Origin of the sequence: Paraburkholderia sp. BR10882, assembly GCF_040948855.1 — a bacterium.
In the GTDB taxonomy this organism is placed as follows: domain Bacteria; phylum Pseudomonadota; class Gammaproteobacteria; order Burkholderiales; family Burkholderiaceae; genus Paraburkholderia; species Paraburkholderia nodosa_A.
Window position 1 is genome coordinate 73,933 of the sequence record NZ_JBFPKP010000011.1, and the last position, 13,939, is coordinate 87,871.

A 13,939-nucleotide genomic window follows, 5' to 3' on the forward strand; every position below is an offset into this window, starting at 1 on the left:
CGCCAGTATGTCGCTCCTCTCTTCCCTTTCTTCGCTGTTCGGCGCCGCCACGGACGCCGTGACGGGCAATTCCACCTCGAACGCCGTGTCGAACACGGCAGCGAACTCCATTAGCCAGGCCGATGCCGCCAGCCAGGGTTTTGCGCAGACGCTGCAGCAGCAGATGAACGCGCAAAGCGCGCAGGCGAACCAGAACGCCCAGGCGGCGCAAAGCGCGCAGTCGAATGCGTCGGCGCAGTCCAATTCGAACACGTCGAGCAGCAGCGCCTCGCAAAGCAGCAGCAGCAACAGCAGTGCTTCGCAGACGCCCAGCTCGAGCTCGAGCCAGGCCTCGCAGGGCACCTCGAGCGCCGATCGCCGCGCCGCCGCCGCGCGCACCCAGCAAAAGCAGGCCACTGACGCAGGCGCGCAGGCCGCCGCGGCTCAAGCCCAGCAGGCGCAGCAAGCGCAGCAGGGCCAGCAGACCCAGGACAGCACGAGCACCGACGCGAACGCCGACGGCAGCCAGGCGAGCAGCGACAGCACGCTCGCCGGCGTCGCCTCCGCGGCGGCAGCAGCGGCCGCCACGGCAGCCACAGCAGTTGCCGGCGCGGCAGGCGACGGCACGGCCACGGGCAGCGCCGCGAGCAGCGCCTCGACGTCTGTGCACGACGCCCTGCAAGCCGCGCTCGCGCAACTGCGCGGCGGCGCGGCTACGCTCGCCACGCATGCGGTGAGCACGGCCGGATCGGCTGCGAATGGCGCAACCACGGCCAGCACGGGCTCGGGTTCGAACATCGTCAGCAGCTTCGCCTCGCATTTGAGCGCGACCGCCCAGAGCAAGGCGTTCAGCACGGCCGCAAGCAGCGGCGCGAGCGCCGACGCGGCCAAGGGCGCCACGACGGCCGCGACCGACGCCGCGAAGGCCGCCACCGACGCGCTCACGGCAGCGGCACAGCAGCAGGCAGGCGCCGCCACGCAGACCGACGCCACGGCGAGCACCGCGACGACCGACGCGCTCGCCGCGACCCAGGCCGCAGCGGTCGCCGCCGCGACGGCCGCGCAGGCTCAGGCCGCCCAGGCGGCCAGCGCAAGCGCGAATCCGGCGGCGGCGGCCGCCTCCGCGTCGATCGCGCCGCAGGTCGGCACGAACGACTGGGAAGACGCGCTCAGCCAGAAGGTCGTGTTCCTCTCGAACGCACACCAGCAGTCGGCGGAACTCACGCTCAATCCGAAGGATCTCGGTCCGCTCCAGGTCGTGCTGCAGGTCTCGGACACCCACGCGCACGCCCTCTTCGTCTCGCAGCACCAGCAGGTGCGCGAGGCCGTCGAGGCGGCCCTGCCGAAGCTGCGCGAGGCCATGGAGCAAAACGGCATCGGCCTTGGCAGCGCGAGCGTGAGCGACGGCTTCTCGCGCCAGATGAACCAGCAGGCGCAGCAGGACGGCAGCGGTTCGGGCCGCTCCGGCCGTTCCGGCTCCGGCTCGGGCAGCACGCTCGCCGCAACGGATGCCGTGGACGAGACGAGCAGCGCCGCGAGCGTCACGCAGCGCTCCGTCGGCCTGATCGACACCTTCGCCTGACACCTTTCTGACACCCTGCCTTACGCAGCCGCGCCCAGCGGCTGCGCGCCCTGACCTCTCGTCCTTGCGCGCCCGGCTTGCCGCGGCGCGCAACAAAACCACGAGATAGCCGGAATTCCCCCGTCTATTCCTCCCATCGCTGAAAGGCAAAAGCCGGAACAATGCAGCATGCCCGGACTGACCACCAGGTCGGTGCCCCGGACCCTTGCAAGCATCCAGGCTGACTTTCGACATGGCGACCACCACCGCATCCCAGCAAGCCGCGCCCCAGGGCGCGAAACCCGGACCGATGAAGCGCATTATCGTCATCGCGCTCATTGCGATCCTCGCCGCCGCCGCGGCGGGCGGCGCGACGTGGTTCTTCATGTCGCGCCACACGGCGAGCGCGCCGGTCACGCCGACCGCCGCGCCGCCGGCAATGCCCGTGTACTACGCGCTCGAGCCGATGACCGTCAATCTGCAGGCCGACGACGGCGAGTCGCACTACCTGCGCATCGGCCTCACGCTCAAGCTCGACAACCAGGCCACCCAGGACGCGCTCGTCGCGCGCATGCCCGAGATCCGCAGCCGCCTGTTGCTCGCGCTCTCGAACAAGCATCCGTCCGACCTCGCACCGCTCGACGGCAAGCGTGCGCTCGCCACGGAACTCGCCGTGCTGATCTCGCAGCCTGCCGGCGCGAACGAGAAGCCGATGCACGTCGACGACGTGCTGTTCACCGAATTCGTCGTCCAGTGAGCGTGACTGACATGATTCCCGCGATGGAGGGCCAGTCATCATGACGATGGGTCACGACGAGTTCATGTCCCAGGAGGAGGTCGATGCCCTCCTCAAAGGCGTCACCGGCGAAGTCGATTCCGATTCGAGCGGCTCGGAGAAGCAGGGCGTACGGCCCTACAACATCGCGACGCAGGAACGTATCGTTCGCGGCCGGATGCCCGGCCTCGAAATCATCAACGAGCGCTTTGCGCGCCTGTTGCGCGTCGGCATCTTCAATTTCATGCGCCGCACCGCCGAAATCTCGGTCGGTCCGGTGCGCGTGCAGAAGTACAGCGAGTTCACCCGCAACCTGCCGATCCCGACGAACCTGAACCTCGTGCACGTGAAGCCGCTGCGCGGCACGTCGCTGTTCGTGTTCGACCCGAACCTCGTGTTCTTCGTCGTGGACAACCTGTTCGGCGGCGACGGCCGTTTTCACACGCGAGTGGAAGGCCGCGACTTCACGCAGACCGAACAGCGCATCATCGGCAAGCTGCTCAATCTCGTGTTCGACCACTACACGACCGCGTGGAAAAGCGTGCGGCCGCTCCAGTTCGAATACGTGCGTTCTGAAATGCATACGCAGTTCGCAAACGTTGCCACGCCCAACGAGATCGTGATCGTCACGCAGTTCTCGATCGAATTCGGGCCGACGGGCGGCACGCTGCACATCTGCATGCCGTACTCGATGATCGAGCCGATCCGCGACGTGCTCGCCTCGCCGCTGCAAGGCGAAGTGCTCGACGTGGATCGCCGCTGGGTGCGCGTGCTCTCGAAGCAGGTGCAGGCCGCCGAAGTCGAGCTCACGGCCGACCTCGCGCAGGTGCCCGTGACGTTCGAGCAGATCCTGAACATGAAGAAGGGCGACGTGCTGCCCATGAACATCGCAGAGCACATCACCGCCAAGGTGGACGGCGTGCCCGTGATGGAGTGCGGCTACGGAATTTTCAATGGTCAATACGCGTTGCGGGTCCAGAAGATGATCAGCGCAGCCGACACGATGAAGGAAGGTGGATATGAGTGACATCAACGGCACGAGCGCAGACGAGCCGGTGCTCGACCCGGGTTTCGAGGCTGCGGCGCCGGAAGCGGGCAGCGACTCGATGGACGACTGGGCGAGCGCGCTTGCCGAGCAGAACAGCAACGAAGCGCCCGCCGCGCAACCGGCGGCCGTGTTCCAGCCGCTTTCGAAGGTCGATTCGACCAGGACGGCCAACGACATCGACATGATTCTGGACATTCCCGTCCAGATGACCGTGGAGCTGGGCCGCACCAAGATCGCCATCCGCAACCTGCTGCAACTCGCGCAGGGCTCGGTCGTGGAACTCGACGGCATGGCCGGCGAGCCGATGGACGTGCTCGTGAACGGCTGCCTCATCGCCCAGGGCGAAGTGGTGGTCGTGAACGACAAGTTCGGCATTCGTCTCACCGACATCATCACGCCGTCCGAGCGGATCCGGAAGCTGAACCGATGAAACCCCAGGCTGTTCCCGGCGCCAACGCGCGACGCACGCAGAAGTCCCGCGGCGCGCGCGTGCTGCGATTCTCGTGGCGCCTCGCTGTACACCTTTCGCTCGCCGGCGCGGCCGTCTTCGCGGTCATGAGCGCGCGAGCCGCCGACCTTCAGGCGCTCAACGAAGCCACGCGCGCGGCATCGGCTGCTTCGGGCGCCTCCGCCGTGATCGCCGGCAGCGCGGTCCCCGCGCTCGGGTTCGGCGCGGTGGTGCAGACGGTGCTGGGTCTGGCGCTCGTGATTGCCGTGGTATTCGGCTGCGCCTGGCTCGCGCGGCGTCTCGGCCTCCAGGGCGGCCCGAAGAACGCGCTCGTGAAGACCGTGGGCGGCGCATCGCTCGGCGGCAAGGAGCGCGTGGCCGTCGTCGAGATCGGCGATACCTGGCTCGTGCTGGGCGCCGCGCCCGGCAACGTGCGCCTGCTCCACACGCTGCCCGCGGGTGAGCTTCCCGCAGGCGTCGCAGCGGCCGCTCCCAACGCCCCTGCCCTCTCGGGCACCTTCGCACAGCGCTTTCGTGACGCGCTGAAAAGCGAGGCGAACAAACGCATCAACGCGCGTTTCATGCGTCACGACGGCGGAGCGCAGTAAATGCACGGCAGTTCCCTTCATGCGCCGGGCGCAGGCGGCGATGTCCGCGCGCGCGCGGCTACCCTCGCGAAGATCGCCAGAACGGCGCTTCCGTTCGCGCTGATGCTCGGCGCGGGCGCCTTCGCCCTCGCGCTGCCGCACCTGGCGCACGCGCAGAGCGCGGGCGGCCCGCAAGGCCTCCCCGCCTTCAACACGAGCCCCGGCCCCAACGGCGGAACGACGTACTCGCTGAGCGTGCAGACGATGCTGCTGCTCACGATGCTGTCGTTCCTGCCGGCGATGGTGCTGATGATGACGAGCTTCACGCGCATCATCATCGTGCTCTCGCTGCTGCGCCAGGCGCTCGGCACGACGACCACGCCGCCCAACCAGGTGCTCGTGGGCCTGGCGCTCTTTCTCACGCTGTTCGTGATGTCGCCGGTGCTCGACAAGGCCTACAACGACGGCTACAAGCCGTTCTCGGCCGGCACGATTTCGATGGACGACGCCGTGGCGCGGGGTGTCGCGCCCTTCAAGACCTTCATGCTGCGCCAGACCCGCGAGTCCGACCTCGCGCTCTTCGCGCGCATCTCGCACGCGGCGCCCATGCAGGGACCCGAGGACGTGCCGCTCACGCTGCTCGTGCCCTCGTTCGTCACGAGCGAGCTGAAGACGGGCTTCCAGATCGGCTTCACGATCTTCATCCCGTTTCTCATCATCGACCTGGTGGTGGCGAGCGTGCTGATGTCGATGGGTATGATGATGGTGTCGCCCGCGACGATTTCGCTGCCGTTCAAACTGATGCTGTTCGTGCTGGTGGACGGCTGGCAACTGCTGATCGGCTCGCTCGCGCAGAGCTTTACCTGAGGACACAGACATGACGCCCGAAATGGTCATGACGCTCTCTCACGAGGCGATGTATGTGGCGCTCCTGCTTGCTGCGCCGCTCCTGCTCGTCGCGCTCGTGGTGGGCCTGGTGGTTAGCCTTTTCCAGGCGGCCACGCAGATCAACGAATCCACGCTCGCATTCATCCCGAAGCTGGTCGCCATCGCGGTCACGCTCGTGATCGCCGGCCCGTGGATGCTCACGACGATGCTCGACTACATGCACCGCATCTTCACGAGCATTCCGCAGCTCGCGGGCTAAGCGCAGCCCCGGCCGCCCCTCTGCGCTTTCGGCGCTCGTCTTCCGGCACACGATGTTTACGGTCACCTACGCGCAGCTCAACGCCTGGCTCACGGCCTTCCTCTGGCCGTTCACGCGCATTCTGGCGCTCGTGGCGGTCGCGCCGTTGGTGGGCAACCGCTCCGTGCCGACGCGCGTGAAGATCGGCCTCGCGGGCTTCATCACGCTGATCGTCGCGCCTACGCTCGGCGCCATGCCGCAAGTCACGGTGTTTTCCGCCGAGGGCGTGTGGATCCTCGTCAACCAGTTCCTGATCGGCGTTGCGCTCGGCTTCACGATGCAGCTCGTGTTCGCGGTCGTCACCGCGGCGGGCGACATGATGAGCCTCGGCATGGGTCTGGGCTTCGCGAGCTTCTTCGACCCGCAGGCCAACACCAGTTCGCCCGCGCTCTCCTCCTGGCTGAACATGATGGCGATGCTGGCCTTCCTCGTGTTCGACGGCCATCTGCAGATGATCGCGGCGCTCGTCGCCACGTTCCAGACGCTGCCCGTTACGGCGAGCGTGCTCGGCGCCTCGGGCTGGCAGCTGATCGCCAGCTATGGCGCGACGATCCTCACCTCGGGCCTGCTGCTTTCGCTGCCGGTGGTGGTCGCGCTTCTCATCACCAATCTGTCGCTCGGCATTCTGAACCGCGCGGCCCCGCAAATCGGTATCTTCCAGATCGGCTTCGCGCTCACGATGCTCGTGGGCCTGCTGCTCATTCAGCTGATGATGCCGAACCTGATTCCCTACTTCGCGCGCCTGTTCGACAGCGGTATCGACCAGATGGGCCGCGTGGCCGGCGCGCTGCGGCCGCACGGTTGAAACGCGCTTCGCACGACGCGCGCGCAGCGCAATAAAAAAGCGGATCGGAGTCCGCTTTTTTTTCGACCGCTCAATGCCTCACGATCAAGGATTGATGTACTGGAACAGCGAGAGATTTTGCGTTGCCGCGAAGCTCTTTTGCGAAGCCGTGAGCGCGTTCGACAGCTGCTCGAACTGGCTGATCGCGGCCACCGTGTCGGTGCTCATGAGGTCGGAGAGGTTCGACGTGACCTGCAGCGAGTTGGTCGACGTGACCGTTTGCAGCGCCTTCACTTCCTGCTCGCGGCCGCCCACGGAAGCCTGCACCGTGATCACGTTCGACAGCGAGTTGCCGATCTGCGTGAGGCCCGTGTTCAGCGCGTTGTTGAGGTTCGCGACCGCGGCGGTGGAGCCGCTCGTGGGCGTGTTCAGCGCAGCGATGATGCTGTCGATGCTCGCGAACACGTCCGTGTTCTGCGACGCCGTCGCCGGCGTGACCGAGAACGAGTCGCCCGCACTGGGCGTACCCGACATCGTCACGCTCATGCCCGAGCCGAGCGAGATTGGATTGCCTTCGGTGTAATTGGCCGGCGTCGTGGTCGTCGCCGGGCTGACGCTGTTGTCGGTCACCGTGTAGGTGAGCGCGCCCGTGGTCGCGTCGGTGGCGAACGCGATCGAGTAGTGGTCGTTGTTGGTCGCCTGGGTCGGGTCCGTCACCGTCACGCCGCTGATCACGCCCGTGCCCTTGTTCGACGAACTGCCCGAGGCCACGTTGGCCGAACCCACGGCCTGCACGCTCTGGAACACCGTCGTGCCCGTGTCGCCGACCGCGATGTTGCGCGTGCCGGCCACCTGCATCACGCGCTGGCCCGCGTCGCCGTTGTAAGTCACGCCGCCGCCCGACTTGTTCGAAAACACCTGCGAGGTGCTCTGGAAGCCCGAGAAGATGTAGTTGCCCGCGCCGTCCGTGGTATTGGCGAGCGTGAGCAGCTGGTTGCGGTCGCCTTGCATCTGCTGGGCGATCGCCTGGCGCGCCTGGTCCGTGAGCGAGCCGTTCTGCGCTTCGATGATGAGCGAGTGAATGCTCTGCATCGTGCTCGTCACGCTCGAGAGCGTCGTGTCCTCGAGCTGCAGCGCAGTGAGCGCCGTGGTCTGGTTCGACGTGTACTGCGTGAGCGTCGCGCTCGTGGCGGAAAGCGTCACGGCCTGCGCGGCGCCGAGCGGATTGTCGCCCGGGTTCGAAATCGCCACGCCGGTCGAGATCTGCTGCTGGACCTGAAGGAGCTGAGACTGCTGGTTCTCCATCGTCGACAGACTGGAGGAAAAAATCTGGGAAGTCGCGATACGCATGGGTCAGCGCCTCACTGGAAAATGCCGAGCAGGGTCTGGAACAGCGATGCCGCCGTCTGGATCACCTTGCTGTTGGCCTGATAGAGCTGTTGATACTGCAGCAGGTTCGCCGCTTCCTCGTCAAGGTTCACGCCCTGCACCGACTGCTGCTGCGAGGTGAGCTGCGTCACGAGCGACTGCTGCGACGTGTTCGACGCCTTGAGCTGGCTTGCCGTGTCGCCGATCGAGTTCACGTAGTTCGCATACGCCGTGGTGAGCGTGGTCGATCCCGTGTACGCCGTGCTCGACGTGAGGTTCGCGATCGCGAGCGCGTTGCGGCCGTCCTGCGTGCCGCTCTTGTTGCCCGCCACCGTGAACGTGTCGTTGTTCGAGGGCGTGCCCGTCATCGTGAAGCTCACGTTGGTCGCGGTGGCGTTCGCGCCGGCCGGATCCGTGAGGTTCGTGATGGTGAAGGTCGCGCCCGTGGTCGGGTTGTAGGGCACGCCGGTCACCGGCGGCGTCGCGGCGCTGTTGATCGTCACGGTACTGGTGGTCGTCGACCCCGGCGTCGTGATGGTGACCGTCGTGCCGTTGGGCAGACCGGTCAGTGTGCCGGACGTCGAGTTGTACGTCAGCGTGACCGGCAGGTTCGTCGTCGAATAGCCCGTACCCACCGCGCCTTGCGTCACGGTAGCCGTGCCTGCGTTCGTCGTGGACGCCGACACGACGACCGGCGTGGCCGCCGCGATCGCCGCGGGGTCGCTGGTCGCGACCGAGAAGCTCGCGAGTGCGCCGGCCGTCGGCTGGATCATGAACGAGTCGCCCGCGCTCACCGTGCCCGAAGGCGTAATCGAAAAGCCGCCGATCTTGATCGGCGCGGTGCCGTTCGGCTGGGTCGCGACCAGCGAGTTCGTCGTCGTGTCGGTGAGGTTCCAGTTCGTGCCGTCGTAGCTCAGCTTGTAGTTGTCGGTGAGCGGCTGCGTGCTGTTCGTCAGCGTCGCGCTGACCGTGGTCTGCGTGTCGGGATTCGTCGAGCTGGCCGTGACGAGTGGGTTGCCCACCGTGAACAGATTGCCGCCCGCACCGCCCGAGAGCGTGAGGCCGAGTGCGTTCTGCGAGTTCACCTGCGCGGCGAAACTCGTCACGATCGCGCCCAGTTGCGACTCCGCCGGATCGAGCGTGGACGAGACGAACGAAACGAGGCCGCCCACGGTGCCGCCCTGCAGTGCGGCCGACGACAGCACCTGCGGCGCGCCTTGCGATGCGGCGCTCGCGCCGTTCAGGCCCTGCCAGGTCACGGCCAGTTCCTGCGGGTTGGTGCTCGAAGGCTGCGTGCCGAGGTTGTAGCTCTGGCTGCTGACCACGAGCGGCTGGCCGTTGCCGAGGAACACGCTGTAGCCGGTGCTGCCCTGCACGACCTGGACGCCCACGAGCTGCGAGAGGTTCGCGACCGCTTGATCGCGTTGATCGAGCAGCTGGTTCGGCTGTTGGCCGCTCGAGCTCGCGGACGTGATCTGCGCGTTGAGGTTCGCGATCTGCTGCGTGTAGGTGTTGATTTGCGAGACAGCGCTCGTGAGCTGCGTGTTCACGCTCTGGCGCATCGCGTCGTACTGCTGGCTCGCGGCGTTGATCTGGGTGGCGAGCGTCTGCGCGTCGGAGAGCACGGTTTGCCGCGCTGCGGTATCCGAAGGCGAATTCGAGACGTTCTGCAGGCCCGTGAAGAAGTTCGTGATCGCGGTGGCGATGCCCGAGGTCGGGCTGCCCACGAGATTCGAGAGCTGCGTGGCGAGGTTGTACGAAGCCGTGTACGAACTGCTGGCCGTCTGCGCATTGTTGACGGCCGTCGTGAGGTACTGGCTATAGGCGCGCTGCACGGTGGCGGTAGTGACGCCGCTGCCGAGATAGCCGTTCGACGTGTACTGGCCTGCCGATTCCTGGTACACCGGCTTCTCGACGGTGTAGCCCGCGGTCGTCGAGTTGCTGATGTTCTCGCCGGTGGTCGAGATACCAATCTGCGCCGCCTGCAGGCCGCTCAGACCGATCGAGAAAATGTTGGACATGCGTAATCCTCGAAAGCGGCCTGCCCCCCTGGCAAACCGCGTGGTGTACTCACGGTATAACGGCAACGCACTGCAAAAATTGAGCGCCCGATGGGGACGAAAACGTTAGCGAGTGGGCGCGTGCGCGGCTGCCGCGCGGCGGGCGAACCGGCGCAGCATGCGCTGCGCCGTCCGGGGTGTGGCGGATCGTGCGGGCGAGGCGCGTGCCGCTCAGGCACGCGCGAGCGCGCGGCGCTTCATCTCGAGCTGCGTAATATAGCGCTGCAGCGTGTTCTCGGAGGCGCCGGGCAGCGCGTCGAAGCGAAAGCCCATGTGATAGCGGCGGTCGCCGTTGGGCAGATCGATGAAGCGCAGCACGACGAGCGCGAGATCCACGCGCAGCTTGCCGTGCGCGCGCAGGTCGAGTTCGACGTCGGGCAGCACGAGCCCCATGGCGAGGTCCGCGACGCGCTCCTCGGTCGTACGCAGTCCGAGGCCGCCGAGCGAGAGGTCATGCACCTCGTACGCAAAGCGCGGGCCGCCGCTCGGCAGCTCGCCGCGGCAGATGCACGGCTCGAGCACGGGCGTGTCGACGCGGAAGTACTCGCGCCGCTGCACGTAGAACAGCACTTCGGGGAAATCGGCTTCGAACGCGGGGTGCCCTTCGAACTCGGTGCGCCGCGGCGTAGCCGTCTTGAACTCCACGCGTACGCCGTCGGGCGAGGCGTGGAACAGGCACTCGGGCGCCGCGAGCACGCCCGTGTTCTGCTCGGGCATCGCACCCCAGTCGAACACGAAAGTGCGCTCGCGCCCGTTGACGGCCAGAATGCGCGTGACGAGCTGTCCGCCGCGATACTGGAGGGTCAGGAAGTCGCCGCGATTGACGAGATTGCGTAGCTGGACGCCGATCTCGAGCGGATTGCGGCGCCCAAAATCGTGGGAGCCGTCGGCACCCTCGGCGCCCTCGCCTGCTTCCTGTGGATTCGACTGAACGGTATTCATCGGCCTGCCGGAAATTCGTGAACGTGCCGGCGCGAGAGCGGACCCTTTCCGCCCGCGCCGTTCGGGCGGTCCGACCGCCCGGATTGCTTTTCCATCTCGCCTGCATTAGCGGCAGACATGACGAAAAATTTAGGGATTGGGCGCAAAAAAAATGTGCCTTTTCCCTGCATGAAACACGCGTGCGCAACTTCTTCCGGCAACTGCGCCGAGCCAACGTTTGCGGTTGCCTAATTGACGTCAACCGCGGCGCCGGGCGTCGAATCGATCTTCAGGCCATCCGCTGCATGATGGTCAGCAGCTTTTTCGCATAGTGCGGGTCGGTCGCGTAGCCCGCGCGCTGCATGCCGTGCGCGAAGCCTTCGGCGCTCTTCGAGCCGTTGATCACCGACGCGTAGCGCGGATTGTTCTTGAGCAGCGTGGCGTAGTCGGTCATCGCGTCTTCGTATGAGTCGTAGGCGCGGAACTTCTCCACCACACGATGCGGCTGGCCGTTCACGTACTCGGTCGTGACCGTCGAGACGGTCTTGCCGGTCCAGTCCTTGCTCGCCTTGATGCCGAACACGTTGTGGCTCGCCGAGCCGTCGGCGTTCTTGATCTCGCGCTTGCCCCAGCCCGATTCGAGCGCAGCCTGGCCGAGAATGAAGCGCGCCGGGATGCCCGTGGTCGAGCTGGCCTGCTGCGCGGCGTTGGCGAGCTTGTCGACGAAGGCGTCCACCGAAGCGTCGCCGTTGCCCTTGACCGGCGGCGTGAGCGCGCTGTTGCCGCTGTAGCCCGAGCCGTTGGCGAGCGCGCCATTGGCGGCAGCGTTGCCGTAGGCGCGGCCGAGCGCATTGAGCATGGCGAGGTTGCCCTCGCTCGCGTCCTTGCCCGAAAGCCCCGAGATCGCGCCCGCCACGCCGCCCGCACCACCGGCACCACCCGCGCCATCGGCACCGGCAGCGCCCCCCATGCTGCGCATGAGTTGCTTGAGCATCGCGTTCGCCACGCCGATGCCCTTGTTCGACATCTGCTGGGCGAGCTGCTGATCCATCATCGAGGTGAACTGCGCGCCGTCGTGCGAGTCGAGCGGGCCGTCGTCGGGCGTCGCGTCGCGCATGCTCTTGAGCATCATCTGCGTGAAGACCGCGTCGAACTGCTTCGCGGCCATCTTCACGCCCTGCTGGGGCGAGGCGTTCGCCGCGGCGCGCATCGAGTCGAAGCCCTGCACGTCGAGCGCGAAGCGGTTGGTGAGGTCGAGGCTGCCGCCGCCGATGTTCTTCGTATTATCCAAGTTACACCCCTTAGATGATCTCGAGGTCGGCGCGCAGTGCGCCCGCCGCCTTCATCGCCTGCAGGATCGACATCAGATCCGCCGGCGTGGCGCCCAGCGCGTTGAGCGCTTTCACGACCTCGGCGAGATTGGCACCCGCCGTCACGAGCTTGAGCGACCCGTTGTCCTGCTTCAGCTGGATCTGCGACTGCCGCGTCGCCACCGTCTGGCCGTTGGAAAACGCGCCGGGCTGGCTCACCGCCGTCTGCGTGTTCACGACGACCGAGAGATTGCCGTGCGCGACCGCGCAGCTCTCCAGCGTCACCATCTGGTTCATGACGATCGAGCCGGTGCGCGCGTTCAGGATCACCTTCGCGGCCGGCGTGGCCGGATTCACGTTGAGGTCCTGGATCTGCGCGATGAAGCCCACCTGCGACCCCGGATCGGCCGGCCCGTGCACCTGGATCGTGCGGCCGTCGAGCGGCGAGGCCGTGCCCGGGCCGAACATGTTGTTGACGGCCGAGACGATGCGCTGCGTCGTGTCGTAGTCCATGTCGTTGACGGTCAGCGTGAGCAGACCGCCTTGCTGCGAAACCGGCGAAATCACCGCGCGCTCGACGATCGCACCGCCTGCAATGCGCCCCGCGGCGAGCTGGTTCACCTGCACCTTGCTGCCGTTGGCCGAGGCGCCCGCGCCGCCCACGGCCACGTTGCCCTGCGCGAGCGCGTAGACCTGGCCGTCGGCGCCCTTGAGCGGCGTGAGCAGCAGCGTACCGCCGCGAATGCTCTTCGCGTTGGCGAGCGACGAAACCGTGATGTCGATCTGCTCGCCCGGCCGCGCGAACGGCGGCAGCACGGCCGTCACCATCACGGCGGCGACGTTCTTCAGCTGCATGTTGTTGAGCGTCGACGAGGAACCCGACGAGCTCGACGTGTTGTTGATCGAGATGCCGAGGTTCGCGAGCATGTTCGCGAGCGTCTGCGTCGTGAACGGCGCCTGGGTCGTCTGGTCGCCGGTGCCGTCGAGACCCACCACGAGGCCGTAGCCGATGAGCGGGTTGTCACGCACGCCCTGGAACGTCGCGAGGTCTTTCACTCGCTCGGCGCGCGCCGGCGTCGCGTAGGCGACGAGCGCTCCGCAGGCCACCACGAAGCCGAATGCCACGCCGAGCGCGGCGAGCACGTCCTTCATGCGCGAGCGGCGCGAACGATGGAAGCGGATCTTCACCATGGCGCGATGTTCAGGAAAAAGCGTTGCAGCCAGCCCATCGTCTCGGCCTCGTCGATCACGCCTTTCGCGGAGTATTCGATCTTCGCGTCGGCGACGTCGGTCGATAGCACGGAGTTGTCTCCGGCAACGGTGTTCGGATTGACGACGCCGGAAAAGCGCACGTATTCATTGCCCTGGTTGATGAGCATCTGCTTCTCGCCGGACACGACGAGATTGCCGTTGGGCAGCACGTTCGTCACGGTCACGGTAATGACGCCCGTGAACGTGTTCGAAGCGTTCGCGCCGCCCGTGGCGTCGAACTGGTTCGCGCCCGTCGTATTCAGGTTCGCGCGGTTGAAGAAGCCCGGCAGGAAGTTCGCGGTGCCCGAGAAGCTGGCGCTGGTGCCGCGCTTGGTGGCCGCGCCCGACGACTTGGTCGCATTGATGTTTTCGGAGATGACGATCGTGAGGATGTCGCCGGTATTGCGCGGACGCTGGTCCTCGAAGAGCGGCCGTCCCGCGTAGCCGGGGTTGTAGATCGCGCCCGGCGAGGTGTTCGCGGGCGGCGGGGGCGGCACGGCCGTCATGGGCTGCTGCGTGATCGGCTGCCGGTTGGGTAGGTAGGCGCAGCCCGCCAGCATCGCGAGCGCCACAGCCGCCACGAACGCCCGGGGGGTGCCCGGATGCCGCGCGCGGATGCGAGGATGGTTTCGAACGGACTGCGACATATTCTTCACCGACT

The 13,939-nt window shown here is 66.7% G+C and carries 14 protein-coding genes; 8 read left to right on the forward strand and 6 right to left on the reverse strand.

Annotated elements, in window-relative coordinates:
* Positions 1–7 precede the first annotated feature (7 nt).
* The 8 genes from AB3X99_RS25695 to fliR all read left to right on the forward strand — a co-directional run bounded on the left by AB3X99_RS25695 (position 8) and on the right by fliR (position 6,389).
* Positions 8–1,561, forward strand: coding sequence for a flagellar hook-length control protein FliK (locus AB3X99_RS25695; protein WP_368618526.1), 1,554 nt, complete (start codon positions 8–10; stop codon positions 1,559–1,561).
* A 232-nt stretch (positions 1,562–1,793) separates the two neighbouring features.
* Positions 1,794–2,297, forward strand: coding sequence for a flagellar basal body-associated protein FliL (gene fliL / locus AB3X99_RS25700; protein ID WP_069264327.1), 504 nt, complete (start codon positions 1,794–1,796; stop codon positions 2,295–2,297).
* Between the two features lie 46 nt (positions 2,298–2,343).
* Entirely contained in the window at positions 2,344–3,342 is a 999-nt protein-coding gene (gene fliM, locus AB3X99_RS25705; protein ID WP_069264713.1) for a flagellar motor switch protein FliM, read from the forward strand.
* Entirely contained in the window at positions 3,335–3,793 is a 459-nt protein-coding gene (gene fliN, locus AB3X99_RS25710) for a flagellar motor switch protein FliN (RefSeq protein WP_069264329.1), read from the forward strand. The genes fliM and fliN overlap by 8 nt, the downstream gene beginning before the upstream one ends.
* Before the next feature lie 125 nt (positions 3,794–3,918).
* Positions 3,919–4,419 carry a flagellar biosynthetic protein FliO gene (fliO, locus tag AB3X99_RS25715; protein ID WP_368618584.1) on the forward strand — a complete coding sequence of 167 codons (501 nt, stop codon included), beginning with the start codon at positions 3,919–3,921 and terminating at the stop codon, positions 4,417–4,419.
* A 102-nt stretch (positions 4,420–4,521) separates the two neighbouring features.
* Positions 4,522–5,265 (forward strand): flagellar type III secretion system pore protein FliP, encoded by a 744-nt coding sequence (gene fliP / locus AB3X99_RS25720; protein ID WP_246089067.1) that lies wholly within the window; start codon positions 4,522–4,524, stop codon positions 5,263–5,265.
* A gap of 10 nt (positions 5,266–5,275) precedes the next feature.
* Complete coding sequence (gene fliQ / locus AB3X99_RS25725; protein ID WP_069264333.1) at positions 5,276–5,545, forward strand: flagellar biosynthesis protein FliQ; 270 nt, start codon at positions 5,276–5,278, stop codon at positions 5,543–5,545.
* 52 nt (positions 5,546–5,597) lie between these two features.
* Entirely contained in the window at positions 5,598–6,389 is a 792-nt protein-coding gene (gene fliR / locus AB3X99_RS25730; protein ID WP_069264337.1) for a flagellar biosynthetic protein FliR, read from the forward strand.
* An 84-nt stretch (positions 6,390–6,473) separates the two neighbouring features.
* Here the strand turns inward: fliR and flgL are convergent, their stop codons facing one another.
* The 6 genes from flgL to AB3X99_RS25760 form a co-directional block, all read right to left on the reverse strand.
* Complete coding sequence (gene flgL / locus AB3X99_RS25735; RefSeq protein ID WP_342949214.1) at positions 6,474–7,718, reverse strand: flagellar hook-associated protein FlgL; 1,245 nt, start codon at positions 7,716–7,718, stop codon at positions 6,474–6,476.
* A gap of 11 nt (positions 7,719–7,729) precedes the next feature.
* Positions 7,730–9,757, reverse strand: a complete 2,028-nt coding sequence (gene flgK, locus AB3X99_RS25740) for a flagellar hook-associated protein FlgK (RefSeq protein ID WP_368618527.1) — start codon at positions 9,755–9,757, stop codon at positions 7,730–7,732.
* Between the two features lie 210 nt (positions 9,758–9,967).
* Positions 9,968–10,738, reverse strand: a complete 771-nt coding sequence (locus AB3X99_RS25745) for a flagellar brake protein (RefSeq protein ID WP_028203371.1) — start codon at positions 10,736–10,738, stop codon at positions 9,968–9,970.
* A gap of 268 nt (positions 10,739–11,006) precedes the next feature.
* Positions 11,007–12,008 (reverse strand): flagellar assembly peptidoglycan hydrolase FlgJ, encoded by a 1,002-nt coding sequence (flgJ, locus tag AB3X99_RS25750; RefSeq protein WP_368618528.1) that lies wholly within the window; start codon positions 12,006–12,008, stop codon positions 11,007–11,009.
* 10 nt (positions 12,009–12,018) lie between these two features.
* Entirely contained in the window at positions 12,019–13,218 is a 1,200-nt protein-coding gene (locus tag AB3X99_RS25755) for a flagellar basal body P-ring protein FlgI (protein WP_083245231.1), read from the reverse strand.
* A complete protein-coding gene (locus tag AB3X99_RS25760) occupies positions 13,212–13,925 on the reverse strand; it encodes a flagellar basal body L-ring protein FlgH (RefSeq protein WP_342949211.1) in 714 nt (237 codons plus the stop codon). Before AB3X99_RS25760 ends, AB3X99_RS25755 begins: the two co-directional genes overlap by 7 nt.
* Positions 13,926–13,939: the final 14 nt, after the last annotated feature.